The 25795-nt window shown below is 48.0% G+C and carries 26 protein-coding genes and 1 riboswitch; of the genes, 11 read left to right on the top strand and 15 right to left on the bottom strand.

From position 1 onward, the window contains the following. Positions 1–16: 16 nt before the first annotated feature. Positions 17–805 carry a crotonase/enoyl-CoA hydratase family protein gene (locus KFF03_RS17120; RefSeq protein WP_255858136.1) on the top strand — a complete coding sequence of 263 codons (789 nt, stop codon included), beginning with the start codon at positions 17–19 and terminating at the stop codon, positions 803–805. A 27-nt stretch (positions 806–832) separates the two neighbouring features. Here the strand turns inward: KFF03_RS17120 and moaE are convergent, their stop codons facing one another. The 6 genes from moaE to moaA all read right to left on the bottom strand — a co-directional run bounded on the left by moaE (position 833) and on the right by moaA (position 4507). Then, on the bottom strand, positions 833–1285 hold the full coding sequence (gene moaE / locus KFF03_RS17115) for a molybdopterin synthase catalytic subunit MoaE (protein WP_255858135.1): 453 nt from the start codon (positions 1283–1285) through the stop codon (positions 833–835). A gap of 14 nt (positions 1286–1299) precedes the next feature. Next, complete coding sequence (gene moaD, locus KFF03_RS17110; protein WP_255858134.1) at positions 1300–1548, bottom strand: molybdopterin converting factor subunit 1; 249 nt, start codon at positions 1546–1548, stop codon at positions 1300–1302. 16 nt (positions 1549–1564) lie between these two features. Next, complete coding sequence (moaC, locus tag KFF03_RS17105) at positions 1565–2044, bottom strand: cyclic pyranopterin monophosphate synthase MoaC (protein ID WP_255858133.1); 480 nt, start codon at positions 2042–2044, stop codon at positions 1565–1567. Positions 2045–2090: 46 nt separating this feature from the next. Further along, complete coding sequence (moaB, locus tag KFF03_RS17100) at positions 2091–2636, bottom strand: molybdenum cofactor biosynthesis protein B (protein ID WP_255858132.1); 546 nt, start codon at positions 2634–2636, stop codon at positions 2091–2093. A gap of 143 nt (positions 2637–2779) precedes the next feature. Continuing rightward, positions 2780–3388, bottom strand: a complete 609-nt coding sequence (locus KFF03_RS17095; RefSeq protein ID WP_255858131.1) for a molybdenum cofactor guanylyltransferase — start codon at positions 3386–3388, stop codon at positions 2780–2782. A gap of 18 nt (positions 3389–3406) precedes the next feature. Then, positions 3407–4507 (bottom strand): GTP 3',8-cyclase MoaA, encoded by a 1101-nt coding sequence (gene moaA, locus KFF03_RS17090; RefSeq protein ID WP_255858130.1) that lies wholly within the window; start codon positions 4505–4507, stop codon positions 3407–3409. After that, a riboswitch (molybdenum cofactor riboswitch) is annotated at positions 4499–4678 on the bottom strand. Its footprint overlaps the gene before it by 9 nt. A 177-nt stretch (positions 4679–4855) precedes the next feature. Here moaA and KFF03_RS17085 point away from each other — a divergent pair. Continuing rightward, complete coding sequence (locus KFF03_RS17085; protein WP_255858129.1) at positions 4856–6619, top strand: ABC transporter transmembrane domain-containing protein; 1764 nt, start codon at positions 4856–4858, stop codon at positions 6617–6619. Positions 6620–6631: 12 nt separating this feature from the next. Here the strand turns inward: KFF03_RS17085 and KFF03_RS17080 are convergent, their stop codons facing one another. From KFF03_RS17080 to KFF03_RS17055, 6 genes are all read right to left on the bottom strand, one after another. Beyond that, entirely contained in the window at positions 6632–8671 is a 2040-nt protein-coding gene (locus KFF03_RS17080) for a M48 family metallopeptidase (RefSeq protein WP_255858128.1), read from the bottom strand. A gap of 63 nt (positions 8672–8734) precedes the next feature. Continuing rightward, entirely contained in the window at positions 8735–9331 is a 597-nt protein-coding gene (locus KFF03_RS17075; RefSeq protein WP_255858127.1) for a LemA family protein, read from the bottom strand. Between the two features lie 27 nt (positions 9332–9358). Next, positions 9359–9679 (bottom strand): YdbL family protein, encoded by a 321-nt coding sequence (locus tag KFF03_RS17070; RefSeq protein WP_255858126.1) that lies wholly within the window; start codon positions 9677–9679, stop codon positions 9359–9361. A gap of 22 nt (positions 9680–9701) precedes the next feature. Continuing rightward, positions 9702–9899, bottom strand: a complete 198-nt coding sequence (locus KFF03_RS17065) for a YnbE family lipoprotein (RefSeq protein WP_370647419.1) — start codon at positions 9897–9899, stop codon at positions 9702–9704. Positions 9900–9959: 60 nt separating this feature from the next. Beyond that, positions 9960–11225 carry a CinA family nicotinamide mononucleotide deamidase-related protein gene (locus KFF03_RS17060; protein ID WP_255858125.1) on the bottom strand — a complete coding sequence of 422 codons (1266 nt, stop codon included), beginning with the start codon at positions 11223–11225 and terminating at the stop codon, positions 9960–9962. Positions 11226–11246: 21 nt separating this feature from the next. Beyond that, a complete protein-coding gene (locus KFF03_RS17055) occupies positions 11247–12368 on the bottom strand; it encodes a transglycosylase SLT domain-containing protein (protein WP_255858124.1) in 1122 nt (373 codons plus the stop codon). Positions 12369–12650: 282 nt separating this feature from the next. On the opposite strand from KFF03_RS17055, the gene KFF03_RS17050 reads away from it, so the two are divergent. Then, positions 12651–13052, top strand: coding sequence for a cytochrome c5 family protein (locus tag KFF03_RS17050; RefSeq protein ID WP_255858123.1), 402 nt, complete (start codon positions 12651–12653; stop codon positions 13050–13052). A 95-nt stretch (positions 13053–13147) separates the two neighbouring features. Here KFF03_RS17050 and KFF03_RS17045 read toward each other — a convergent pair whose 3' ends face one another. Both KFF03_RS17045 and KFF03_RS17040 read right to left on the bottom strand, forming a co-directional pair. Beyond that, positions 13148–14092, bottom strand: a complete 945-nt coding sequence (locus KFF03_RS17045; protein ID WP_255858122.1) for a homoserine kinase — start codon at positions 14090–14092, stop codon at positions 13148–13150. 147 nt (positions 14093–14239) lie between these two features. Next, the gene (locus KFF03_RS17040; protein WP_255858121.1) at positions 14240–14524 is read right to left on the bottom strand and encodes a DUF2782 domain-containing protein; all 285 of its coding nucleotides are present in this window, start codon (positions 14522–14524) and stop codon (positions 14240–14242) included. Positions 14525–14631: 107 nt separating this feature from the next. Between KFF03_RS17040 and polA the strand changes: the two genes are divergently transcribed. Together polA and KFF03_RS17030 are read left to right on the top strand one after the other, a co-directional pair. Next, positions 14632–17400, top strand: coding sequence for a DNA polymerase I (gene polA, locus KFF03_RS17035; protein WP_255858120.1), 2769 nt, complete (start codon positions 14632–14634; stop codon positions 17398–17400). A gap of 49 nt (positions 17401–17449) precedes the next feature. Beyond that, positions 17450–18472, top strand: a complete 1023-nt coding sequence (locus KFF03_RS17030) for a patatin-like phospholipase family protein (RefSeq protein ID WP_255858119.1) — start codon at positions 17450–17452, stop codon at positions 18470–18472. Between the two features lie 51 nt (positions 18473–18523). Here the strand turns inward: KFF03_RS17030 and KFF03_RS17025 are convergent, their stop codons facing one another. Further along, positions 18524–20710: an FAD-binding protein gene (locus KFF03_RS17025; protein ID WP_255858118.1), complete on the bottom strand. Its 2187-nt coding sequence runs from the start codon at positions 20708–20710 to the stop codon at positions 18524–18526. Positions 20711–20861: 151 nt separating this feature from the next. Between KFF03_RS17025 and KFF03_RS17020 the strand changes: the two genes are divergently transcribed. The 6 genes from KFF03_RS17020 (at position 20862) to KFF03_RS16995 (ending at position 25794) form a co-directional block, all read left to right on the top strand. Beyond that, positions 20862–21650 carry a sulfite exporter TauE/SafE family protein gene (locus KFF03_RS17020; protein ID WP_370647418.1) on the top strand — a complete coding sequence of 263 codons (789 nt, stop codon included), beginning with the start codon at positions 20862–20864 and terminating at the stop codon, positions 21648–21650. A gap of 45 nt (positions 21651–21695) precedes the next feature. After that, positions 21696–22505, top strand: a complete 810-nt coding sequence (lgt, locus tag KFF03_RS17015) for a prolipoprotein diacylglyceryl transferase (protein ID WP_255858117.1) — start codon at positions 21696–21698, stop codon at positions 22503–22505. Between the two features lie 27 nt (positions 22506–22532). Then, positions 22533–23327 carry a thymidylate synthase gene (gene thyA, locus KFF03_RS17010; protein WP_255858116.1) on the top strand — a complete coding sequence of 265 codons (795 nt, stop codon included), beginning with the start codon at positions 22533–22535 and terminating at the stop codon, positions 23325–23327. Between the two features lie 234 nt (positions 23328–23561). Next, positions 23562–23996: a hypothetical protein gene (locus KFF03_RS17005; RefSeq protein ID WP_255858115.1), complete on the top strand. Its 435-nt coding sequence runs from the start codon at positions 23562–23564 to the stop codon at positions 23994–23996. Between the two features lie 10 nt (positions 23997–24006). Continuing rightward, positions 24007–24972: a hypothetical protein gene (locus KFF03_RS17000; RefSeq protein WP_255858114.1), complete on the top strand. Its 966-nt coding sequence runs from the start codon at positions 24007–24009 to the stop codon at positions 24970–24972. Between the two features lie 57 nt (positions 24973–25029). Continuing rightward, positions 25030–25794 carry a sulfotransferase gene (locus KFF03_RS16995; protein ID WP_255858113.1) on the top strand — a complete coding sequence of 255 codons (765 nt, stop codon included), beginning with the start codon at positions 25030–25032 and terminating at the stop codon, positions 25792–25794. Position 25795: the final 1 nt, after the last annotated feature.

Raw genomic sequence — 25795 nt, 5'->3', positions numbered from 1 at the left:
TTAAGGAAGCAGAGTGATGCCTGAAGACAATAAATTATTAATCGATATCAGCGAGCATATCGTTACCATTACCTTTAATCGCCCGGAAAAACTGAACGCACTAGATCCGGATTCTTATCATCTGTTGGCGCAGACTCTGTACAAGCTGCAACATGATAATGAATTACGGGTTGCCGTTATCCAGGCAAATGGCAAACACTTCACCGCCGGGCTAGAGCTGGATAAATGGGCGCCTATTTTTGCGGCGGGAAAAATGCCGGAGCTGGCAGAAAATGAAATCGACCCATATGGATTACAGGGCGAGCGTTTAACTAAGCCGGTAATTATGGCTACTCAGGGGATTTGTTATACCTCGGGACTGGAGCTGTTATTAAATGCCGATATTCGTATCGCCACAGCCGATGCGCGTTACGCTCAGTTAGAAGTGCAGCGTGGTATTTATCCCTGTGGTGGTGGCACCATTCGTTTACCGGAAGCCATTGGTTGGGGTAATGCCCAACGTTATCTGTTAACCGGTGATGAGTTCTCCGCAGAGCAGGCGTTGCAGTGGGGATTAATTCAGGAAATTGTTGATGTGGATAAGTTACATCAACGTGCCCGTGAATTGGCGACCAAGATTGTTAAAGCGGCACCGTTAGGCGTTCAGGCTGCGCTGAAATCATCCAAAGTATCGCGTTATCAGGACCAGCAAACGGCCATTGCTGATGTGTTTAAAGACATGCCTTCGGTGATGACCAGTGAAGATGCTAGAGAAGGTGTGACTTCGTTTCTGGAACGTCGTGAGGCGGTGTTTACCGGCAAGTAATTTCTGGGGAACAAGCTGACGCCCTGATTACCATTTCTTCAGTGCGTCTTTATCTTTCTGCAGTGCTTCTACCCAGCGGTCACCGGATTCAATGGTTTCTTTTTTCCAGAACGGAGCACGGTTTTTCAGGAAATCCATAATAAAATGGCAGGCTTCAAAAGCTGTTTCGCGATGGCTGCTACTAACGGCAACAAACACAATCTGATCGGAAATATGTAATTGGCCGACCCGATGAATCAGGCGAATACGGTTTAGCGCTGGCCAGCGCTCCCTGGCCTGCTCAACAATGCCCTGTAACGACTTTTCGGTCATCGCTGGGTAATGTTCCAGATATAACCCAGTGACTTCCGAGCCTTGATTCATTTCCCGCACTTGGCCGACAAAAAAGACGATGGCACCGTCTTCGCGATTGTCTTCGCGCATGGCCTGGTATTCGGCATTAATATCGAAGTCGGCTTCCTGTACGCGAATATGATCCATGATTTTATCCACCATCAACCGCCGGTAACCGGTGGAAAAAAAGCAACTTCATCAGCAGCGGTGATGGTCGCTTTTTCGTTGTTAATTAATTCCTGATTGATGGCAACCAGCGCTTTGCCATCTTTTAACAGATCAGCATGATCCGGGAACTGAGCGATTAACGCTTCGCGCACAGTGTTTATCAGAGTCGGTGATTCGATATCCAGTTCGGCACTGTCGCAGTTTAAACGTTCACGCAGTTGGGCAAAAAATAACACCTTCATAATTTTTAAACTCCCGTTAGTTACCAGCCTGCCAGTGACCCGTTTTTCCGCCCTGTTTTTCCAGCACTCTGACGCAAGAAATTTCCATACCCGGATCAACCGCTTTACACATATCGAACAGGGTTAATGCAGTAACGGAAACCGCTGTTAACGCTTCCATTTCGACACCGGTCTGGCCGGTTAATTTACATAGGGATTCGATACGCACACGGTTGTGTTCCGGCTCTGGCTGAAACTCTACCGCGACCTTGGATAACATCAGCGGGTGGCACAGCGGAATCAGGTTGCTGGTTTGTTTCGCTGCCTGAATGCCGGCGATACGGGCAACAGAAAAAACATCACCTTTGTGATGGTCTCCGGCGAGAATTTTCGCCAGAGTTTCTGCTCTCATATTCACATAACCTTCAGCACGGGCGACACGCACGCTGGCTTGTTTGTCGCTGACGTCGACCATATTGGCTTCGCCGTTGGAATTCACATGGGAAAATTCAGACATGGTATTTCACTGCTTTTGGTTCTGGTTTCAGTTAGTTGTCGAGCGCTTAACCGCGGGTTTTACAAGGTGCCAGTTCTGCTTGTTTCAGTTGCGGCACAAAGTTGCATGGGCGATGGGTGCTGTTCAGCTGACTTTCAATGATTTCATCCCAGGCTGTACGACATGCGTTGGTAGAGCCCGGCATACAGAAGATTACCGTGCCGTTCGATAGTCCGGCAATAGCCCGGCTTTGAACAGTAGAGGTACCTATTTGTTGGTAGGAGATCTGACGGAACAACTCTCCAAAGCCATCAATAGTCTTATCAAACAAGGGAGTGACGGCTTCTGGTGTGGAGTCGCGACCGGTGAAGCCGGTGCCGCCTGTTACCAGTATGGCTTGGGTGGTTTCGTCAGCGATCCAGTTGGCGATCTGAGCACGAATCTTATACACGTCGTCGATCACGATTTGTTTGTCGCTCAGGTGGTGACCTTGTTTGGTTAGCTCGGCAACCAGTAGCTGACCGCTGGTATCGGTTTCTTCCGTGCGGCTATCGGATACGGTTAGGACAGCAATGTTCAGTGCAATAAAGTTATCGGTAAATGTTTTGGCCATGGTTAGTCCTTGTTAAATTTCATTCTAAGAAGAGGATGATGAGGTTTGTTTCTAAGCAGCAACAGGATGTTGCGGTAGCGCGGCAGGCACATGGATGTGCCTTCGGCGCGGCGGAAGAAATAAACCTTGTTGTCGTCTTCTTTTTAAATCTGCTTGTGAATTGCCTGCCACTGTTCGGGGGTGTTGGCATTGGTCAGAAACTTCTCATCTTCGTTATACGGTATTGCCTGGCTGCCCAGCTCGGTTAATAAACCCCGGACACTCAGATTGCCATTCTCACAATTCAATTGCTGTTCAAGATATTGAGTCAACGAATCTGAAAGCGGTAAAAACAGCGGCAAAAAATGATTCTGATAAAAACAGGCTGACTGCTTTTTCAACCCCTGATCAATCAGGTTATTCAGATTTGATGACTGAATAAAAGGTAAATCCACCGGCAACAACAATAAATAATCACACTGATTTTTTAACGATTGAGCCAGAGAATAAATTGCTCCCAGCGGTCCTTTTTCCTCAACCAAATCAGGAATAAATTCACAGCCCAATAGTTGTTGCTCAGCAGGGTTTAATGCTCGGCTAACAACCATCTTCTGAATTACACCGTCAGCAACCAAAGGCTCAATAACAGCACAAGCTCGTTGCAGCTGACTGCGTTGCTGATTATCCAGCAACAAAGCTTTATCTGTGCCCATGCGACTGGATAAGCCGCCGGCGAGAACCGCAGCGACTATCCTGGGATTATCCAATTGCATGCCCATACCTCGTCTCTTTCAGCCGCCGATTTGAGCGAAATGCTGAATCGCACCGGTCTGACCGTCATGCAGGAAATGAGTCGCTTTTTTATCCTGCAATAATCCCTGAATAGCCGTTTCCAGTTCGGCTTGTTTTCCTTCAGTCATTAAATGGCGCAGGTCGTAACCTTGCTCGCCAAACAGACATAAATGCAGTTTGCCCAGTGCAGAAATGCGCAAACGATTACAGCTGGAACAGAAGTCTTTGCTGTACGGCATAATTAAACCGATGCTGCCCTGGTAATCCGGATGATCGAATTCCTGTGCCGGGCCTGCGTCTTTATTGCGTATCTTCTGCTGCCAGCCATTCTCCAATAATTGCTGTTTAATCTGCTCACCGCTAAGGTGATTTTTAGCGAAATAATCCGGGTTTTGACCGGTTTCCATCAGCTCGATAAAGCGCAAAGTGACTGGTGTAAATTTAATCCAGTTAAGGAAACTACTGAGCCCATTAGCATTGTGGCTCTTCAGCAGAACCGCATTCACTTTCACGTCTTTAAACCCCAGCTCAAACGCACGATCAATGCCGCGAAGAATTTCCTGTAGGCGATCATGGCCGGTAATGGTCTGAAAGACTTTAGGGTCTAAGCTGTCGATGCTGACATTCAGCTGATCCAGACCGGCGGCTTTCCAGCTGTCGATATGCTGGTTGATCTTATAGCCGTTGGTGGTTAGCGCAACGGTCTCAATACCGGGCGTTTGTTTCAGCGCGGCGATAATTTGCGGCAGATCTTTGCGTAATACCGGTTCACCGCCAGTAATGCGAACCTTACGAGTGCCATGGGCAGCAAAGGTTTTGGCGAGCTGACGGATCTCTTCCAGCGATAACGGCTCGGTTTTATCCGAACACTGGTAACCATCGGGCAGGCAATAGTTGCAACGGAAGTTGCAAACATCGGTGATCGACAAGCGCAGGTAGCTGAAACGCCGACCGTGCGTGTCTTTAAACTGTGAGTCTTTTAACTGGGAGCCTGCGCGTTGCTCAAAAGTACTCGGACTTAAGACCGACGCCACAGACCCATAGGGTTCCAGCTCGCACGAGTCTACCTCGGTGAGCGGAATCCGGGTATATGAATTCATCTCTCTACACCTTTCCAAATGCGGGAGGCCCGGTGGTTTCCCACAGAACCCTGGTGATGCAGCTGACAGACGGTATGCCTGGAGCCATCACGGCTGACGCGTCTTATTCAGGTTCACAACGTTGTGTGAAGGCCAAACTTAGACGGGAAAGCTTCGGCGTTAAGTCACCATTCTATGTGAGAGTGGCGCAGAAGGGAAAGGTTCACAATGGCCAGTGGTTTGACTCGAACGCTTTACAGCATCAGCCGAGTGGAACACTGCATTACCGGATATCACCTTGCCGATAATCCCCTGAGTCGTTAGCCTTCAGGCACTTATCCACACCATGATTCCTACAAGAAGACCCTTATGCTGCGCTGGCTCTGGCAATTTGTTCGCCCTTATAAACTCCGTTTAACCATTGCCATCGTGGCGCTGGTGATGACTGCAGGCCTGACGTTAGGTCTGGGCCAGGGCGTACGCCTGATGGTGGATAACGGTTTTGCTGCACAATCCACTGAAGGCCTGGCCGATGCGCTAAGCATGTTTGGCGTGTTGGTGGTGCTGGTTTCGATTGGTGCTTACTTCCGCTTCTTTATGATTTCCTGGTTGGGTGAACGGGTGGTGGCGGATATTCGCAAACAGCTGTATCAACATCTGGTCAGCCTGCCGCCCAGCTTCTTTGAGGAGAATCTCGCCGGAGAAATTCAGAGCCGGGTGACTACGGATACTACGCTGCTACAAACCGTGATTGGTTCTTCTTTCTCATTTGCACTGCGGAACGCGCTGACCTTTATGGGTGGCATCACGTTGATGTTTATCAGCAATTTAAAACTCAGTTTAATTGTTTTAATTGCCGTTCCCCTGATTGTTTTTCCGATGATTTATTTTGGCCGCAAGGTGAAAAAATTATCGCGCGACAGTCAGGATAAAATTGCCAGCGTGGGCGCCTGGGCGGGGGAAAGTCTGCAGCATATTAAAGTGGTTCAGGCTTTTACCCGTGAAGATATTGTGACCCAACAGTTCGGCGATGCCGCCGAAGGTGCATTCGATGTTGCTCTGCGTCGAATTCGCCAGCGTGCGTTTTTAATTATGTTGGTGATGATGCTGGTGATGGGTTCTGTCGCGGGCATGTTGTATATCGGCGGCAGTGATGTGATTGCCGGTAAACTGTCCGGCGGTGAATTAGCTGCCTTTGTGTTTTACGCCATTATGGTGGCAGGCTCATTAGCAGCTGTTACCGAAGTATATGGTGAAGTTCAACGGGCAGCCGGAGCCGCGGAACGCATTCGTGAGTTATTAGCCACCGAAGCTGAAATACAATCGCCCGAGCAGAATGAACCCGCGGCAGAACCTGCTCCAGCGGCTAACGCGTCCGATTCTTTATTAAGCTTTCAACAGGTGGGTTATCACTACCCATCACGTCCTGATCGTCAGGCCATTGCCGATTTAACATTAGATATTAAACCCGGTGAACGTATCGCTCTGGTTGGCCCTTCTGGTGCGGGTAAATCGACCTTGTTTGATTTATTACTGCGTTTTCGTGACCCGCAGCAAGGCGATATTTTATTACATGGCAAAAAAATCAAAGACTGGAATCTGCAGGAGCTGCGCAGCCAATTTGCGTTAGTGCCACAACAGCCAGTGTTATTCAGTGCTAACGTTGGGGATAACCTGAGATACGGTAAACCGGATGCCACTGAAGCAGAAATTCTGGCGGCAGCAAAAGCGGCTCATGCCGACGAGTTTATCGAGCAACTACCTGAACAATATCAGTCCTTCTTAGGTGAACAAGGCGTAAAATTATCCGGTGGTCAGAAGCAACGCCTGGCGATAGCCAGAGCGATATTACGAGATCCGGAAATCTTACTGCTAGACGAAGCCACCAGTGCATTGGATGCCCAAAGTGAACATCTGGTACAGCAGGCACTGGATGAGCTGATGAAAGATCGCACCACCTTTATTATTGCCCATCGCTTAGCCACCGTGGCACATGTCGATCGTATTGCCGTGTTTGATCATGGCAAGCTGGTGGCGATTGGGTCGCATCAGGAATTATTAAACAATTCACCGCTGTATAAGCGTTTAGCTGAGTTGCAGTTTAATTCCGAATCGCAGACAAAGGCCTGTTAACACTCCTCAAAATTAATGAGTGCCGGAATCATCAAACAACCCCGGCACCGGACTTTCTAAAATGGCTGCGATAGTGCGCACAATATCCAGCTCAATGCTGCGTAATTGATCATCGGCCTGCACACATGTTGCCAGTGATTTAATAATCCGGCCTTTTACATGAGGGTAAGCCTCGGTCAGTTTTGCCAGCGCCAGGTTTAACGGTTTTAATGAAGTATTATGTGGTTGCAAAGAAACCTTGGTGGAATCAAAGCCAGCCGCGTCAATTGCACTGTTAAATGCGGCTTCCGCAGCGGGCTGCGAGTCATGACCATAATGAGCCAGGTACGATAATACCGTGGCAATCTCTGAGCTGAGTTTTTCAGCTTTATTATATTTAGCCTTAATGGGTTTCACTTCACTGAATGTTGGTTCCAGGTAACGCAATACCAATCGGTATAAACACCATTCAAAAATATCAATTTCACCATCGGCTTTGGCAAGCTGAACAATGGTGGTACGGAACTCCTGGTATTGCACCGCAGACAACTGCTTTAATGCCGGGAAGGCTTTTTCAACCAGAGGTAAGCGTTCTTTGGTATTTAATTGTTCTGACAAAGGAATAAAGCGCAGTACGGTTTTAAATAAATCAGTACCGTGCGTCTGGCGGATCATATCCAGTTGTTGATCGTGTACCAATCGCTCTTTGGGCGCGAGTAATAAAACAAATAACAATGCACGCGCACTGTAAGTTTCATGGGCGGCATCGGTGAGTTTTTGCAATGCCTGATTTGATAGGGCTTGGGTTGAAATTTCTTCTGGGTCTGGTGCCTGTGTTTCTGGTGTTTGTGTTTCGGGTGCCTGATAGTCAATCGGGGCTTTTCCGGCTAATGACGCAGCAGCTGTAACCGTCGCAGCAACCGCAGCCAGTTTATCGGTGTCAGTATTAGTGTTGTCAGCTGAAACAAACTGTGGTGATTCCTGCTCTGCTTGCTGCCGGCTTTGGGGTGCCAGATATTGCCCGTTCCAGTGTTTGTCGACACGCTGAATACGCTCATCAATCGGTGGATGGGTCTGAAACCAGCCAAAGCGGAAGGGCAATGCCTGGCCAAAAAATAAATGGGACGTTTCGTCACGCTCTGGTGAGTCAATTTCGCTGCCAGCACCATAACCAATTACTTTTAATGCACCGCCAATGCTATCCGGGTTGCGGGTAAATTGCACGGCTGAAGCGTCGGCTAAAAACTCACGTTGACGTGATACCGCCGATTTAATGAGGTTGCCAAAAAACACCCCGCCGTAACCAATCACCATTAAACCACCACCAATCGCAAGCAGTGGCAGCGGGTTGTTTTTATCATTGCTGGAACGGTGTCGGCCACCATGCAGTGCCGCTTCAAATAAGAAACGGCCAATCATACCGATAAATAAAATACCGAACAAAATCGCCATCAAACGAATATTTAAGCGCATATCACCATTAAAAATATGGCTGAATTCATGGGCAATAACGCCCTGCAACTGGTCTCTGGTTAACTGTTCCATACAGCCTTTGGTCACGCCTACCACAGCGTCTGATGGCTGATATCCGGCCGCAAAGGCATTGATGCTGTTATCGGGTAATACATAGACTGGTGGTACTGGCATGCCGGAGGCAATGGCCATTTCTTCGACCACATTTAATAAACGTTTTTCGTAAAAGTTATTGCTATCTGGGTTGAGTAAGCGACCACCTAACGATTCCGCAACACTTTTTCCTCCGCCCTTTAACGCCAGCCATTTAAATAAACTGGCCGCTCCAATCACCACCAGAACGCCCAGAGTAATCAAAGACCACTGTTCGATAGTGACGTAATCCAAAATGGTCGGTGTTGTTGGCATGCCGGTAGTTGGGTCATCTGCCAGATTCACCACATCCTGATATTGGCCAATAAACTGTTCGTCGCCATACCAGAGTACAGTTGCCACCAACAGATTTAATAAGACAATCAGGGTTATGACGGCCAGGGAGAAGAGTGCAACCAGTTGGCCGGTACGTTTCCGGGCCTGGTCCTGATGGCTGAAGAAATCCATAGGTAAACCTTGAATTGATGGAGCGAAGAATCACTTCCCGGCAGGTGCCGGGAAGTGCAGAGGCTAGAAAGAAACTTTAGGTGCGGCCTGAATTTGGGCGCTGTCTTCAAACTCTAACAATTCTGCATCCGTAGAATGACCAAACGTATTGGCAAAAAAGACCGGTGGAAATGACTGGCGGTAGGTGTTGTAAGCGGTGACAGCGTCATTAAATGCCTGGCGAGCAAAGGCAATTTTATTTTCGGTGCTGCTCAGCTCTTCTGAAACCTGCATCATATTTTGATTGGCTTTCAGATCCGGGTAAGCTTCCATAGTTACGTTAAGGCGTCCCATGGCACCAGCTAATGCTCCTTCTGCCCCTGCCAGCTGTTTCATAGCATCGGCTGCCCCCGGATGTTGCGCCGCCGCTTTTAAACCCGCTGCTGCTTCATTTCGTGCAGCAACAACGGCTTCCAGTGTTTCACTCTCGTGTTTCAGGTACGCCTTGGCGGTTTCAACCAGATTGGGGATCAGGTCATAACGACGTTTTAACTGAACTTCAATTTGTGAAAAACCATTTTCGTAACGGTTTTTCAGCATCACCAATTTGTTATAGATGCCAATCACATAAATGATGATTAGCGCGATAATAACCAGTGTGACAATCGTGCTGATTTCCATGGCGTATTTCCTGATTGTATAAGTGAGTTATTTGACCCAGCTGCCGTTAGCGTCCTGATAAGCCTGACCTGCCGCTTTGGCTTTGGTGGTCAGTTTTTCTCCGGCAATTTTTTCTATGTTTGCCAGCTGGGTGTTTTGTTTGTTGGCTATCTGCTGGTATTTCGCTTTGCGCTTGTTATTGATTTCTGCAATGAGTGCCGCAGCATCGGTATTGCTGCTAACCAATAAACCCAGGTAACCATTATTTTTCTCGCCTACCAGCTTCTGGCTTTTAGCGGTGCCCAGATCCAGTGCCCAGGCCGACAGGGAAAACAGCATGGCGGTCAGTAATACAGTCAAATTTTTCATAGTGATATTCCTTATGCTGTGATCAGAACAAATCGTCTTCAGACTCAAACAAATTTTCCAGGTCTTTTTCGACCTTAACCCGTACCTCATGCTCGATTTTCACGTTGAGGTTGATGGTGATGGGTTTTTCCGGGGCCGCCACTTTCAGAGTGCAACCCGTGTGTAGCGATAACAAAGGCAGCATCAGTGCCAGGCCAATAACTTGAATGTAGGATTTCATAGATCTTTTCCTGTGATGAATACAATTACTCTAACGTGGTGCGGTCACTTCTAACAAGCCTCAGGGAAAATAGTTGGGCTTTTCCTCAATGTTTAATACCTCCCGCCGGATCAGATCCAGTGCGGCGTTGGCAACAAAATGCTGAAAGCGCTTTCTTTCAAACGGTAAAAACAGTTTCACCGTTTTAAGATTTTGGCTATGGCCCCAGGCCAGCCACACGGTGCCCACCGGCTTGTCGTCACTGCCGCCGCCTGGCCCGGCAATGCCACTCACCGCAACGGCCCAGTCACTGCCGCTTTTGGCCAGTGCGCCACGAGCCATTTCCGCAACAACGGCTTCAGATACTGCACCATGTTCAGCCAATGTAGACTCCTGCACTGCAATCATCTGTTGCTTCATTTCATTGGAGTAGGTGACAAAACCCGCACCAAATACTGCCGAAGAACCGGCGATGCCCGTGATACGCGAAGCAATTAAACCGCCAGTACAGGATTCGGCTGTAGTGAGGGTTTGACCTTGTGCTGCCAGTTGTTCAACCAATAGCTGAGCCAACTGAACCGAACCTTCACCGATCACATGAGCGCCTAATACCTGTTTGACCCGCTGTGCCAGATCATCGAGTTTGTTTTCGGCGGCTTGTGTGCGTGCGGTGAGTTTTACTTCAACCTGGGCACTGGCGGCACGAAAACCTAACTCCACATCCTCTGGCCAATCAGCAATGTGTTTGCGTAACTTCAATTGCAGCGAAGATTCTCCGATACCAAATACCTGCAGACGCTTGGTGGAGTGTGGCTCAATGGTTGTGAACTGTTGCTGAATGGCAGGCAAAATCGCCAGCTCGGTCATGGCTTTTAATTCGTGTGGCACGCCGGGAGTAAAAAACATCAGGCATTGATTGTGTTCACAATAAAAACCGGGGGCACTGCCACGGGTATTTTCAATGATGTTGACACCTTTGGGCAGCAGGGCTTGTTTCTGATTCGCCGGGTTCATTGGGTAATTACGTTGGGCACACCATTGTTCGATCTGTGCCAGAGCAATGGGATTTTCTTCCAGCTCAACACCCAATACTTCTGCCAATGCCTGTGCCGTTTTATCGTCTTCGGTTGGCCCAAGACCACCATTCATAATCAGAACATCGGCCGCTTCTGTCAGGGCGTTCATTTCAATGACTAAATCAGCCATGTCGTCACCGACAGTCACTTTTTTACCTGGCCGCAGCCCCAGTGTTGCCAACTGATCAGCCAGCATGGCGCTGTTGCTGTCGACAACATCACCGCTAAGCAGTTCGTCACCGGTGAGTAATAAAAAAACTTTGGGTTGCATGATTGTATCCCGATATGAAATCTATGCCTGATACGCGGGCATGGCCTGCGTCACTTTATAAATATAATTGCGCGCTTCTTCGTACTTTAAGTTTTGACGTAAATGCGCATACACCTGAGTGGGTGTCATGGCATTGATACGTTTGGCCGCAGCCGATACCGAGGTGTTGCCACTAAAGGCACGGGCGACATTGCCTGCCCCTGTGTTGTAGGCGGCAATGGTGCAGAACTGGCGGCTCCTGGGGTTAGTAATGGCTTTTAAATAACGGGTATCCAGCAGGTTCAGGTAGGCGCATCCCAGTTCAATATTGGTTTCTGGCTGAAACAGTTCGGAGCCGGATAATAAACGCTCACGGCCGTAGGCATGTTTGCTGGCATCACGACCGGCGCTGCCCGGGACAATCTGCATCAGGCCAAAGGCCGGAATATGGCTGCGTGCCATCGGGTTGAACGCCGATTCGGTTTGCATAATGGCGAGGACCAGCGGCACGGGGACATTCCATTTGCGGGCAGCGGCTTTTACCGCAGGCAGATAGCCTTGGGCGCGTTGTGGCACAGCATCGGCGTTCAGAGGAATGGTGACGGTAATCACATCCCCTTTACGGGTTGTTTCCTGCTGTTGTTTCGCCTGCTCTAATAAGCGATTGATATCGTCTGCCGCGATCTGGGTGACACTATCAGCCGATGTGGGTGCTTGCTTACCGGCGGCATCCCCTAATACCGGATCATGCTGATAGGACTTGCCAATGGTGGCGGCGATTACCTTTTCAAATTCAGCGCGGATGCGTTTTTCAGATAAGCGTGCACCATCAATATTGGTGAACGACAGCCGTACTTCATTGCGCTCAAAGTCGACCACACGTTTGGTTTTCAGGTCGTTGCCATATTCAACCCATTGGGTTTTTCCTGACAACTCAGGGGAGGCCCAAATCGCGCTGACTTTGCGCTGATAACTGCGATAGGCCTGGCGATAGTTGCTACGGTAGCGCTGCCAGTCACGTTTTAAGTTATCCACACCCGCTTGTTGCTGGCGTTTGTAGCGCTCAAACTCGGTTTCTGCGCGAGTGGCGTAGGCTGGCAATAACAAACCGCTGGGTACTAACAGGGCAGCGGGTAATAATGTGAGTAGATGGCGGCGTTTCATGGTGGTTTCCATAACAGGTGACGCTGATATCGTCGGCAATATGATGCCTGAAAGCTTAACCTTAGCTGACTGTAACATGAGTGACCATGCGTGAAAGCCAGTCATCAACAAGGCTCAGGGCAGGAAACCGCACGAAAAGTGACCAAGTTTTGAGTTTGATCAGTGCTTTATGGGCGATCAGAATTTAAACCCCCACAAAATGCCGTTATAATGCCCGCCGATTTTAACTTTTATTATTTTAATAAATGGATAAGCCATAGCGGCTTATGAGAGGACACTTCCGTGAAACAACTGAAAGCTTTGATTCTGGCTGCAGCTGCTCTGGTAGCGGCGCAAACCTTCGCTAACACAGACGCTCAGAACGACAAGATTCGTGAACGCATCAAGCCAGTTGGCGAAGTGTGTGTGGGTGCTGAATGTGGTGGTGCTGTTGTCGCAGCGTCTGGCCCTCGCTCGGGTGAAGAAGTTTACAACACCGCTTGTGCCGCTTGTCACGGTGCTGGCATCCTGGGTGCGCCAAAAAATGGCGACAAAGCTGCATGGGATGACCGCCTGAGCAAAGGTATGGATCAGACTCTGGCAAACGCCATCAACGGTATCAACGCTATGCCTCCAAAAGGTAACTGTGCGACCTGTTCAGATGACGAAATCCTGGGCGCGATCAACTACATGTCTGGCCGTTAATCGACAGCTGACATAATCGATACTAAAAAGCCGCTGCAAAGGATGAGTTTGCAGCGGCTTTTTTGTGTTTGCGAGTTTCAGAATTCTATGGCTAATCAGGCCCGATGTTTCTCCAGCTTGGCCTGATACTCGCCGGGATCTTTGATGGCTGTCATTTCCGCACCGGATTGCTGTTGCTTGCGACGGTTCGCCAGACGGCCTACCCACCAACGTAAGGCGCCAGCCCGCAGTGCTTGATTCCAGCCTGCCAGTTCTGCATCAGAGAGTGGCCGAACTGAGCAGTAGCCGTCGAGCAAAGATTGTTGTTTATTGCCCAGCCAGTTGCCTTGTTTATCGCAGCACCAGTCGTTGGCGACAATAGCAAGATCCATCAGTAATACACCGGAGCTGGCATGGTACAGATCAAGGATAGCACCCACCTGATCGGCGCTTTCGCTCCGAACAAACAGGGCGTTATCGTGAAACAAATCGCCATGAATCCAACCTGTTGGCAGTGATTGCCATTGAGCCTGATTGGCTTGCTGCCACTGTATTTCATCGGCCAGCAGGGATTTTTCTGCTGTGGATAAGTCATCGGCCAAATCACTTCGCATACTGCTGGCCCACTCCAGGCCGTGTTCATCCGGGCGGTTTTGTGACAGATCACGTGCAGCCTGATGCAGCTCAGCTAACGCGGCACCAATGGCGAAGCAGTGTGCTTCAGACGGCTGCTCAATATGGTTGCCAGGCAAGCGGTGGCATAAAATAGCAGGCTTATTTTCTAATGTGTGTAACCACTCACCTTGTTTATCATCCAGCGGGGCTGGAACCTGTAACCCAGCCTTGCCCAGATGATGTGCCAGCGTGACCAACTCTCGCACTTCGTCGTACTGATGCTGTTCAAACAACGTCAGGACAAACTCGCCCTGAGTGGTGGTGACAAAAAAGTTGGTATTTTCGACACCGGCTTCGATGCCTTGGTAATGTTGCAGCTCACCCAAAGGGAAACCGGCCATAAAAAGTTCGACCTGGGTCTGAGTGAGCGGAGTGTATACGGACATAATATGTTTTAAGCTATTTCTGTTAACCCCGTTACCGAGGCAGGCAAAGCAAGGCAAATTTGATGGAGCAAGCGCAGTTTATTGAAATAAATGAGCATTGTGAGATCAAATTTAACGCAGCATTGGCAACGCAGGTAGGGGTTAAGGTTACCAGCGGAAGATTACCCAACTTGGAACCCGCATCTCTGGATCATCCTTGCGCATAAAGTCACCGTCTTCGTCGTGAGTCGGAATCAGGTAATACGGTTTGCCAATTTTAGGCACCACTTTAATTTCGCTGATTTCACCATTAACCCGAAACTCGTAATAGGTGTTATCGCCATCATTCCGGATGGTCACTGTTTCGCCCGACGGGTCTTCCGCCTGAGCCAGTGATGTGAATAACCCAACGACGGAAATCAGGGTAACAGCCAGTGTTTTCTTAAACGCCATGGTAGAATACTCCCTTCTGTTTAATGCCAGTGTATCGTGTTGCCGGGCCTGTTTATACCAATTCGATACGTTCTGATAAAAGCCTAACCAAGGATTTGATCAATATCATGTCTCAGCCTGTTATTCTTGTTGATGGTTCTTCTTACCTGTTCCGAGCGTTTCATGCCATTCCGTTGCTGACCAACTCCAAAGGTCTGCATACCAATGCCATTAAAGGTGTGATCAGCATGATCAAACGCCTGCAAAAGGATTACCCAGAATCCGAAGTGGTGGTGGTGTTTGATGCCAAAGGAAAAACCTTCCGCAACGATATGTATGCTGAGTACAAGGCCAATCGCCCGCCGATGCCGGAAGAGCTGCGTGAACAGATTGCACCGATTCACAATATTATCCATGCCATGGGGTTGCCGCTGTTAATTATTGACGGCGTGGAAGCGGATGATGTGATTGGTACGCTGGCCGCACAAGCGACCGCTGCCAAGCGTGATGTGATTGTTTCCACCGGCGATAAAGACATGGCGCAGCTGGTGAACGAACATGTGTCTCTGATCAACACTATGACCGATACCTTTATGGATATCGACGGCGTCAAAGCCAAATTTGGCATTGGCCCAGAGCTGATTATCGACTTCCTGGCGTTGATGGGTGATAAGGTCGATAACATCCCGGGTGTGCCCAAAGTGGGTGAAAAAACCGCGGTTGGTCTGCTGGCCGGGTTAGGCAGTTTAGAAACGATTTACGACAACCTCGACGAGGTGAAAACCCTGAGCTTCCGCGGTGCAAAAACCTTGGCGCCGCGTCTGGAAGAACATAAAGAGCAGGCGTTTTTATCAAAAGAATTAGCCACTATTAAATGTGATGTGACACTGGAAAAAAACATCACAGAATTATTGGCTGAACCGGCGAATAACGATGAGCTATTAACCTTATTCCAACAAATGGAATTTAAAGCCTGGATTGCCGAGCTATCCGGAAAAGGGAATGCTGATAAAACGGCGGATTCAGGTTCTGCGACTTCTGTCGCGAGTGAGTCATTGGAAGACGATGATGACCTGCCCGCCAAATTAGAAGGCGAATACGAGGTTATTTTCGAACAGGCACAATTAGATACCTGGTTAAAGAAATTAAAAGCGTCTGACTTATTTGCTTTCGATACCGAAACTACCTCACTCAATTATAAAGACGCAGAAATTGTCGGTGTTTCGTTTGCGGTAGAAGCAGGCAAAGCCGCTTATGTACCGCTGGCTCACGATTACGAAGGCGCACCACAGCAGTTGGAACGCGATGCGGTACTCGCGTTGTTAAAGCCCATCCTGGAAGATAACAACCAGAAAAAAGTCGGCCAGCATATGAAATACGATATGCACGTGTTGGCCAACCACGGTATTCAACTACAAGGTGTCGCGTTTGATACTCAGCTGGAATCCTATGTCTTAAATTCCGTCGCTACTCGCCATGATATGGATAGCCTGGCGCTGAAATATCTGGGCCATAAGTGCATCAGCTTTGAAGAAGTTGCTGGTAAAGGTGCAAAACAAAAGACCTTTAATCAGGTCGAGGTTGAAATCGCCGGGCCTTATGCCGCTGAAGACGCGGATATTACCCTGCGCTTGCATCAGACCTTGTGGAAAAAATTAGAGAAAGTCGATTCGTTAAAAACCGTCTTTACCGACATCGAAATGGGCGCCATGCCGGTTCTGTGTGAGATGGAAGAGCTGGGTGCATTAATTGATGCGGACTTATTGCACGAGCAAAGCAGTGAGATCGAGCAAAAATTACAGCAGTTAGAGCAACAAGCACATGATGTTGCCGGTGAAGTGTTTAACCTGGCTTCGCCAAAACAGCTCGGCGCTATTTTATTTGAAAAGCTGGAATTGCCCGTTCGTAAAAAAACACCAAAAGGTGCGCCGTCTACGGCCGAAGAAGTGCTGGTGGAATTGGCGGAAGAATTCGAATTACCGCGCATTATTATTGAACATCGTGGCCTGGCGAAATTAAAAAGCACCTATACCGATAAACTGCCATTAATGATGAATGCCAAAACCGGGCGAGTGCATACCTCTTATCATCAGGCGGTCGCAGCAACTGGGCGTTTATCTTCCAGTGATCCCAACCTGCAGAATATTCCGATTCGTAGCGACGAAGGCCGCCGCATTCGCCAGGCATTTATTGCCCCTGAAGGTTATAAGCTGGTTGCAGCGGACTACAGCCAGGTTGAGCTGCGGATTATGGCGCACTTGTCGGATGACGAAGGTTTATTAAAAGCGTTTCAGGAAGGTCGTGACGTGCACTGTGCTACCGCGGCCGAGGTGTTTGGAGTCAGTGAAGAAGACGTCACCGATAACCAACGTCGCAGCGCCAAAGCGATTAACTTTGGTTTGATTTATGGCATGTCCGCTTTTGGTCTGGCGAAGCAGCTGGGTATTGGTCGTGCCGAGGCACAGGACTATGTGAACTTGTACTTCCAGCGTTACCCGGGGGTTCAGGCGTATATGGACAACACCCGCGAAAATGCCAAAGAAAAAGGCTACGTCGAAACCATCTTTGGACGTCGTTTATACCTGCCGGATATCCGGGCGAAAAATGCGCCGCGCCGCCAACATGCTGAGCGTACCGCGATTAACGCGCCGATGCAGGGAACCGCTGCAGACATTATTAAACGTGCCATGATTCAGGTGGCTGATTGGCTACCGCAATCTGGCTTCGATGCTCGTTTGTTAATGCAGGTACACGATGAATTGATTCTGGAAGTGCGTGACGATCAGGCGGAAGCTTTTGCCGCAGAACTGCAGCAAAAAATGCAAAATGCCGCTGAATTAAAAGTGCCTCTGTTAGTGGAAGCGGGCATTGGCGATAACTGGGATCAGGCGCACTAGGCGGATTCTGGTTCTAACGCAAAAAATATTAAGGCAGGGAAGTATTGATATGAGCAAGCTGATTTTATCTCTTGACGGTGGTGGCGTACGTGGTGCAGCCACCACCCAGTTTCTCACTCAGGTTGAGCGAGAATTAAAACGTCATAATAAAAAACTGCGTGACGAAGTCGATTTTTTTGCCGGTACCAGTGCTGGTGGCACCATTGCGTTGGCATTAGCAACCACCAATAATACCATGGCAGAGATTGATGAGTTGCATGGTGAAGCGACTGCAAAAACACTGTTTACGAAAAATGGTGGTTTGCTTGCCAGATTTTTTCCCGGTGTATTAACACCCAAATACCAACGCTCCGGAAAACTGGCCGTGTTACATCAGATTCTGGGAAATACAACGCTGAGTGATGTGGCTGACAATAAAGAAGCGTTGGTGGTGTCTTATGGTGTACAGTCGCGCACGCCAATCGTAATTAAATCCACCGAGCCAGCACACCGGAGTTTATCCTGTATCCAAGTGGTGGATGCCACGTCTGCAGCCCCGACGTTTTTCCCAGCGGCAGATCTGCAGATTAATGGCAGTGATGCCTGGTTAATTGATGGTGGTGTGGTGGCGAACAATCCAACCATGTGTGCCATTGCTGAAGCGCGTAAACGTTTTCAGACAACGATTGATCAGATGCGGGTGATATCCGTTGGTACCGGACACCGTACTCAGCCAGTGAATGGCAAAGCATCACAAAAATGGGGCGCAATTCAGTGGGCGCTCAAAGGACAGATACTGGATATTCTGTCGGATGAACGGATTGTGGCTTATCAGGCACAAACCATCACCCGGCCCGGCAGTTATATTCGTGTCGATAGTGAATTATTAGCGCAGCCTGGAATGCCTTTTCCGCCAGAGCAAGCGATGGATGATGTTGACCCGGATAATATTCGCCGTATCCGTGATATGGGGAAATTCTGGTTTGATCGTTATGGTGAGCAGGTGGTGTCGTTGATTTTAAATCAGTATGAAGGACCGTCATTAGGGCGGATTGACGTGAAGACGGGCAAGCCGATCGAAATCATCGAATAATGAAGAATGCGCCCGCTAATAACGGGCGCATTACTTTATCCGAAAGGAAAATTACCATTCTTGCGGATATTCAAAATTTGGATATTCGATCCCAATCGCTTTACCAAATTTATTGGCGAATAAACCATTCGGATCCAGCTTGCCGACTTGTTTATTAAAGCGCGCTAAGTGATCGCCATAAACACCCAGGTCACGCTGCAGGGTGAATATCCAATCCTGGTTGCCGTATTGTTCGGCGTACATATTTTTGCCCCAATGCGCACGCGCACCGAAGTCAGTAATTAACTTACGCATCACTTCTTCATAAGGGTCCATATATTCAGCAAATTGTTCTGCGCTGAGATCAACCGGCACAAAAATTGGCATTTCGATGTGTACGGCGGTGGTACCATTTTCGAAACCGTTGCCGGCGCCGGTGTAAGCCATTAACGCCTGATCACCAACTTTAGAGAAACGCACAAAAATACCAATCAGAGGCACCGGAATTTCGCGGTTTTTAACGTTCAGACCGTTGTTAAATTCACGTACGTATTCCATCGCTGCCTGAATATTCTGCTCGGGTACAGCCAGCTCCCAATCCATCTGGAAGGTTTCACGGTCGATGGTATTAATCAAATGGCTGGAGGTAATACGATGAGTTGGGCCTACCGCATTAGAAGTGTAACGCTTTTTACCATCGATGGTTTTTGTCAGCAGTGGCGTTAGGTGCCAGCCTGCACGACGCATGTAAGCCATGCCTTCGTGTGTGCGACTGGAAGGTTTGGCGGCACCGACCTGTAAAATCTGCATGGTGTCGGAAGCACTCAGCTGATCAAAATCGACATACGGAAACAGCAGCTCATTATTGGCTCCCGGCTCCGCGGCCGCCGTGGTGGTTTTGCCACAGGTACGCAGATATTGGTTCAGGCTAGGGAACCAGTTGTATTGGCCATAATCACATTCCTGAATATCTTCAAGCACGGTTTTTTTACCGAACAATTCATCTTCTTCATGGAAGGTGACTTTAACCTGAGTGTTGGTGGCATCCGATACTTCCAGACGAACACGCGTTAATACGCCCAGGTAACCCAAATGCGTGGTCAGTGATTTCCATAAATCCGGATCGGTTTTGCCAGTTGTGCCGCGTGAATAGGTGTTTAATGCGCCGCTGGCGTCGATTAAATCGATAGACACTACTTGTTGGGATAACACGTTTGGATTTTTCGGTGAGCTCCCGTGGGCCGATGTACCTAAGGCACCGGCAACGGAGACATCGCGCCATCCCAGGTGGACATAACCTAAGCCTTTATCACGTTCGAATAACCACTCGCCGACTTCATGCAGGCTGGCACCGGCGGCCACGTTGACCACTTCTGTCCCTTCGAAGGTTTCCAGCGACATGCCCAGTGCTTGTTGTTGCTGGTTAAATTGATCCATCACCAGCACAATACCGTCATTACAGACAATGGTGGTGGCTGAGCCAGAGGTGGTGTTGTAGCCCCGACCACTGGTCATTTTGACGCGTTTTTTCTCGCGGTTGGCGCGGGCAATAATTTGCTGAATCTGCTCAACCGACGTTGGGTGAATCACTTCTTCAATATCGTGACATAGGGTTTGATAGTTAAAGGAGGCCAGCTTGTAGTCTGAGCAATCCACCGGGCAGTTGTTGACTGTCTCGATGCCATTACAGACTAAGTCGCCACAGGTCGCCATCACCTGAACGCCAGGCAAGTTCTGTTCACTGCGCAGGGTGCTTTTTAAATCGTTTAAATTACCGGCGATGGTGAGCAGCGGGTCGGTCACTTTTTCCAGATTGTTTTCTGCCGGACAATGCTCTTCACTGCCGTTGCTATCTTTGTTGACGCTACAGACCAAAACGTAAATCGCGCCGACTTCCATTTTAAAATTGGCCGGGAATTCATACACCAGCTTTTCACCTGTGTTATTGGCTGGAATTTCGGCGAGCACCGGGGCAAGACCCAAACCTAGCTTATTTTTTGCCACATCCCCCCAATACACCCGGTAATGGCTCAGGTTTGTTTGGTTTTCTGCCGGCCAGATCTCGACGCCTTCCAGCAAACGAACGGGAGCAATATTCGCGGGGTTGGTGTCGGCGGTATAAGTAATACGAACTTTTTCAGCCACATCGACAGGTGCTGGTGTTGGGGTTTGGCTCATCGCCAGCAGAGAGTGAGAAAACAGCATTGTGCTGCCCGCCAGCAACCACTTGAGTGGCGTCTTCCAGTTCAATGGGTTCATGTTATTTGTCATTCCTTGTAATTTAAAATGAGACTGTGGTACGAGTTTTCCACAGTGTCTGGCTATTGTAAAAGCCGTCAATTGTAAAAACTGCATGTAGGCTGGGGGTATTTCAAGGCATAATGCCTGCCTGAATTTTTAGCGTGCTTTTATGATGATTTTTTTACTGTTTTTAGCCGTTGGTGCGGTGGCGGGATTATTAGCGGGTTTGTTTGGTATTGGCGGTGGCATGGTGATTGTCCCCGTGCTGGTACTGACCTTTGCTGCCCAGGGCATCAGTGAGGCGGTATTAACCCATATGGCCGTGGCAACCTCATTGGCAACGATTGTGTTTACCTCCATTAGTTCGGTGCGTGAGCATCATAAGAACGGCGCGGTCGATTGGCCGTTAGTAAGCATGATGAGTGTCGGGATTATTGCGGGAACTGCAATCGGCGTATCTTTGATTACCAGCGTGCCTGGCCCGGTATTACAGAAGATTATCGGTGTGTTTGCGTTATTGGTGGCAATCAAGATGTTCTTTGGGCTTGATCCGAAAAGCGATGGCTCACGCCCAGGCAATGCTGGCTTAGTCAGTGCCGGTGGCGTTGTTGGTTTTGGTTCAGCCTGGTTTGGTATTGGCGGTGGCACGTTTACCGTGCCTTATCTGACCTGGATGCAAATCCCGATGCGCCAGGCCGTCGCTACCTCGGCGGCTTGTGGTTTGCCCATTGCGATAACCGGTGCGGTAAGCAATGTGTTTGCGGGTTGGAATCACGCCGATTTACCACAATGGACGACAGGCTTCTTATATTGGCCGGCGATTGGCGGCATCGTACTGACCAGTGTGCCGTTCGCCAAAGTGGGTGCGAAACTGGCGCATACCCTTGACCAAAAATTACTGAAAAAAGCCTTTGCTGTGCTGTTGGTTGTGGTTGGATTGCGCTTCTTACTGTCATAACACCGTGTTAGTTTTTCGCTTTAATCAAATTGCTGGGATGCTTCTATGCTGACTTACCCTGATATCGATCCGGTGGCTTTGGCCATTGGGCCCTTAAAAATTCATTGGTATGGCCTGATGTACCTGCTGGCGTTTGGCACCAGCTGGTGGCTGGCGAATGTGCGCGCTAAGCGTCCCGGCTCTGGCTGGACCCCTGAGCAGGTATCCGACCTGATTTTCTTTGGTGCCATGGGGGTGATCCTGGGTGGCCGTTGTGGTTATGTGCTGTTTTACAACTTCCCACAGTTTCTCGAAGACCCGTTATGGCTGCTGCGGGTCTGGGAAGGCGGTATGTCATTCCACGGTGGTTTATTAGGGGTATTAGCCGCATTGGCGTGGTTTGGTCATAAGTACAAAAAGAACTTCTTTGATGTTGGCGATTTTGTCGCGCCATTTGTACCGCTGGGTCTGATGTTTGGCCGTATCGGTAACTTTATTGGTGGTGAATTATGGGGCCGGGTTGCCGACCCTCAATCGGTTCCGTGGGCGATGGTATTCCCACGCGGCGGTGATTTACCCCGCCATCCGTCGCAGCTGTATCAGGCGGCATTAGAAGGCTTCCTGCTGTTTGTGATTCTGTGGTGGTTTTCGAATAAACCGCGCCCACAAAAAGCCGTTGGTGCGGCATTTCTGATAGGATATGGCTTGTTCCGCAGCATTGCGGAGTTCTTCCGCGAACCGGACGCTCATATTGGCTTTGACCTGTTTGGCTGGATGAGCCGAGGGCAATTGTTAAGCCTGCCTATGATCGCTATTGGTATTGCCTTTATGGTTTGGGCTTACCGGGGCGATAAACGTCAGGCGGCTGCGAACTGAATTGACTGAACACACTGAGACTGAAGCATGAAACAATATCTCGACCTGATGCGTCATGTACGCGAAAACGGCACCTTTAAAGAAGATCGTACCGGCACCGGTACTTACAGCTGTTTTGGTTATCAGATGCGCTTCGACCTCAGTGAAGGTTTTCCGTTGGTAACCACCAAGAAGCTGCACTTACGCTCCATTATTCATGAGTTGCTGTGGTTTCTGAGTGGCGATACCAACATCCGATACCTGAAGGAAAATGGCGTCAGTATCTGGGATGAGTGGGCCGATGAAGACGGCAACCTTGGCCCGGTTTATGGTTCACAATGGCGCTCCTGGCCAACCCCGGATGGTGGCCATATTGATCAGATCACTCAGGTCATTGATCAGATCAAAAACAACCCGGACTCTCGTCGTATCATCGTAAGTGCCTGGAACGTGGCCGAAGTGAATAATATGGCGCTGCCGCCATGTCATGCGTTTTTCCAGTTTTATGTGGCCGATGGTAAATTATCCTGCCAGCTGTATCAGCGCAGTGCGGATATCTTTTTAGGCGTTCCTTTTAATATCGCCAGTTACGCTTTATTGGTTCATATGGTCGCGCAGCAGTGTGATCTGGAAGTGGGCGACTTTGTTTGGACCGGTGGAGATGTGCATTTGTATGCTAATCACCTGGAGCAAACGGACCTGCAATTAAGCCGTGAGCCTTTGGCGTTACCACAATTGAAAATTCATCGTAAACCGGATTCAATTTTTGATTATAAATTCGAAGATTTTGAAATTGTCGGCTATGAATCTCACCCTCATATTAAAGCGCCTGTAGCGGTGTGAATTTTTATCTTGTGAATAAGCCCTATAAATATAAGGGGCTTATTGCATATTTAATGAAAACTATTGGTTATATTTGGAAATAAAATTATCAATATTTATTTCCAGTTGATTATTAATTCTGACCAATAAGTTAGAGAATATGTGAAATAAGGAAAAAATAAGAAAAAATACACTAATTCAAAAAGTTCCGATTTCAAGTTGATTAATTTCTGCTACCTTAGCGCGAAGGTAGTCATGCCTGTGAATAACCTATATCTCACAAGAACTAAGGAAAGGAATTATATCATGCGGATAATATCATTATTATCATTAATTGCTTTTGCCGCAAGCTCAGCAAATGCATTGCAGCCTCAGATTTCAGAAACGGAAATTATTTTTTCTGATGCCGGTAGTAACAGCATCGTAGTCTCTGTATCTGGACCTCAGGGTTTCATAAAAAAGTATGAGTTTTCAGGGAGCTATGCTTCCATACATGCGAATGAAATAAACAACGGTCAGACAGGCTCTTATAACTTTAATGCTCTGTCAGTCACTAAGGTGGGTGAAGAGTATGCTGAGGGAACTGACGGTCGCAGTAGCGGTATTCGTAATATCGTTGAATCTGACTCTGCAACAGGACACTTTGCTTTGAATAATGGTGTTTTTGTTATCACAGCTGAGGCGGAATAAGGAAGATATTATGAAAAAGTTAATAGTTACGGCTGCACTTTTACCTATGCTCGTTCAGGCTGCCGATGTAGTTACCCAAGATCAAGTTGTCCAAGGAAGCCAGTGTGTTGGTATTGACTGCTCAAGCAATGAGAGTTTTAGCTTTGATACTGTTCGTTTAAAAGAGAACAACTTGCGGATGCATTTTGATGATACAAGTGCATCAGCCAATTTTCCAAATAATGACTGGCGGTTTACATTTAACGACAGCAGTAATGGTGGCGCGAACTTTTTCTCAATCGATGATGCCACGGGTAATAAAGTGCCATTCAAAATTGAAGCTGGTGCATCTAACAACGCTATTTATATTAAAGATAGTGGCAATATCGGTATGGGAACGAATAACCCAGCCGTACAGCTTCAGGTGACGGATGGAAATACTCCTGCTTTGCGTTTGGAGCAAGATGGTTCGAGCGGCTTCACTTCACAATCCTGGGATGTCGCTGGTAACGAAACCAATTTCTTTGTTCGTGATGTCTCTAATGGAAGTAAATTACCATTCAGAATTAAGCCTGGAGCGCCAACCAGTGCCATTTTTATCGCCGCTGATGGTGATATAGGCTTAGAGACAGACTCTCCTAAAGAAACGTTACATATCAAGAAATCCGGCGACTCAGGTATCCGGATGGAAAATACAACGGCTTCTGTTGGTTCAATTTGGCGGGTATATAACCAGGGTGACTCTGGCAAGCTGAAGTTTACCGATGATGAGACTGGCTCCAGAACTCCATTAAAATTGGAAAAGGAGGGGACCAATAACCTCATGCGCATTGGCCGAAGTACTACTGTTAGTGGTACACCACAAAACTCAATGGTCGAAATCTCAGGGACATTAAAGGCAACTTATCTGAAAGATGATAGTGGGAATGTCTATAAACTATCCGATATTGTTAGTGCATTGAATGCTCTTGGGCAAAGCTTACCAACATATCAATAATATGTAGTGAACAGGGGTGTGCTGTTAGTGCATCCCTTTGCTGATAAAGGACTGATAATGGCGAAAGTTATAATTTTAGGAATGAACAGAACAGGAACTAAACTGGCGTCATTTTTTTTATCAAAGATTTTTAACTTGCCAAACGTATATCTTGAGCCATTTACCTGGGATAAAGGAATTGATGCCAGCATATCAGATGATTGGAAACCCCAACAAAAAGAGAGGAAAAGAAGCCCTGAAGCGCGTATTGAACATAATAAGATTAATATTATTAGCACGGGGGATGAAAGTTCAAAATGGCTAGAAAGGTTATTGAATGACCCGGGTTGGGATGTAATTAAACTGATAGAAATCGGTCGTCATGACCTTTATTACAAACACAATGAAAACTGTTTTTATATATCGCTTATCAGGCATCCTGTTGCATTTCTCCAGAGTGTAAAAGGAATGAAAGAAGCAAGAGAAGCTATTCTTGAACAGTGGAATCGGTTGAAGAATAAAGAAGGTTACGAAGACCCACTACCGGATGCAAATGATTATCTTGATAATGAAATTGCAGATTGTGCGCGTGCGTATAAGGTCCTTTATGATTCTTTAAATCTATTTAAACCAAAATATGGTATGAAGGTTGATTATGATGATATTGTGAATCAGGAATTAGATTTGAAATCATTGAGTAAATATTTAGGTGGCAATAATCAACCTATCACTGAGCTTCCGAGGTTGGGGAATTCCACCAAAATAGACTTTCCTGGTAACGAAATTTCTTATATCGAAGAAAAACTAACTCCTGTATATCATAGTTTTCTAAAAAATAGTTAGA

It is taken from the genome of Bacterioplanoides sp. SCSIO 12839 (assembly GCF_024397975.1).
Lineage (GTDB): Bacteria > Pseudomonadota > Gammaproteobacteria > Pseudomonadales > Oceanobacteraceae > Bacterioplanoides.
This window is presented reverse-complemented; position numbering and strand designations above follow the sequence as displayed.

Coding starts and splice junctions, on each gene's coding strand:
- KFF03_RS17070 (WP_255858126.1), bottom strand. CDS start 9,679: ATGAAAAATTTGACTGTATTACTGACCGCCATGCTGTTTTCCCTGTCG.
- KFF03_RS17025 (WP_255858118.1), bottom strand. CDS start 20,710: ATGAACCCATTGAACTGGAAGACGCCACTCAAGTGGTTGCTGGCGGGC.
- polA (WP_255858120.1), top strand. CDS start 14,632: ATGTCTCAGCCTGTTATTCTTGTTGATGGTTCTTCTTACCTGTTCCGA.
- KFF03_RS17080 (WP_255858128.1), bottom strand. CDS start 8,671: ATGGATTTCTTCAGCCATCAGGACCAGGCCCGGAAACGTACCGGCCAA.
- KFF03_RS17045 (WP_255858122.1), bottom strand. CDS start 14,092: ATGTCCGTATACACTCCGCTCACTCAGACCCAGGTCGAACTTTTTATG.
- KFF03_RS17030 (WP_255858119.1), top strand. CDS start 17,450: ATGAGCAAGCTGATTTTATCTCTTGACGGTGGTGGCGTACGTGGTGCA.
- thyA (WP_255858116.1), top strand. CDS start 22,533: ATGAAACAATATCTCGACCTGATGCGTCATGTACGCGAAAACGGCACC.
- KFF03_RS17095 (WP_255858131.1), bottom strand. CDS start 3,388: ATGCAATTGGATAATCCCAGGATAGTCGCTGCGGTTCTCGCCGGCGGC.
- moaA (WP_255858130.1), bottom strand. CDS start 4,507: ATGAATTCATATACCCGGATTCCGCTCACCGAGGTAGACTCGTGCGAG.
- KFF03_RS17060 (WP_255858125.1), bottom strand. CDS start 11,225: ATGCAACCCAAAGTTTTTTTATTACTCACCGGTGACGAACTGCTTAGC.
- KFF03_RS17075 (WP_255858127.1), bottom strand. CDS start 9,331: ATGGAAATCAGCACGATTGTCACACTGGTTATTATCGCGCTAATCATC.
- moaB (WP_255858132.1), bottom strand. CDS start 2,636: ATGGCCAAAACATTTACCGATAACTTTATTGCACTGAACATTGCTGTC.
- KFF03_RS17120 (WP_255858136.1), top strand. CDS start 17: ATGCCTGAAGACAATAAATTATTAATCGATATCAGCGAGCATATCGTT.
- KFF03_RS17005 (WP_255858115.1), top strand. CDS start 23,562: ATGCCTGTGAATAACCTATATCTCACAAGAACTAAGGAAAGGAATTAT.
- moaD (WP_255858134.1), bottom strand. CDS start 1,548: ATGAAGGTGTTATTTTTTGCCCAACTGCGTGAACGTTTAAACTGCGAC.
- KFF03_RS17065 (WP_370647419.1), bottom strand. CDS start 9,899: ATGAAATCCTACATTCAAGTTATTGGCCTGGCACTGATGCTGCCTTTG.
- moaC (WP_255858133.1), bottom strand. CDS start 2,044: ATGTCTGAATTTTCCCATGTGAATTCCAACGGCGAAGCCAATATGGTC.
- KFF03_RS17085 (WP_255858129.1), top strand. CDS start 4,856: ATGCTGCGCTGGCTCTGGCAATTTGTTCGCCCTTATAAACTCCGTTTA.
- KFF03_RS17000 (WP_255858114.1), top strand. CDS start 24,007: ATGAAAAAGTTAATAGTTACGGCTGCACTTTTACCTATGCTCGTTCAG.
- KFF03_RS16995 (WP_255858113.1), top strand. CDS start 25,030: ATGGCGAAAGTTATAATTTTAGGAATGAACAGAACAGGAACTAAACTG.
- KFF03_RS17020 (WP_370647418.1), top strand. CDS start 20,862: ATGATGATTTTTTTACTGTTTTTAGCCGTTGGTGCGGTGGCGGGATTA.
- moaE (WP_255858135.1), bottom strand. CDS start 1,285: ATGGATCATATTCGCGTACAGGAAGCCGACTTCGATATTAATGCCGAA.
- KFF03_RS17040 (WP_255858121.1), bottom strand. CDS start 14,524: ATGGCGTTTAAGAAAACACTGGCTGTTACCCTGATTTCCGTCGTTGGG.
- KFF03_RS17055 (WP_255858124.1), bottom strand. CDS start 12,368: ATGAAACGCCGCCATCTACTCACATTATTACCCGCTGCCCTGTTAGTA.
- lgt (WP_255858117.1), top strand. CDS start 21,696: ATGCTGACTTACCCTGATATCGATCCGGTGGCTTTGGCCATTGGGCCC.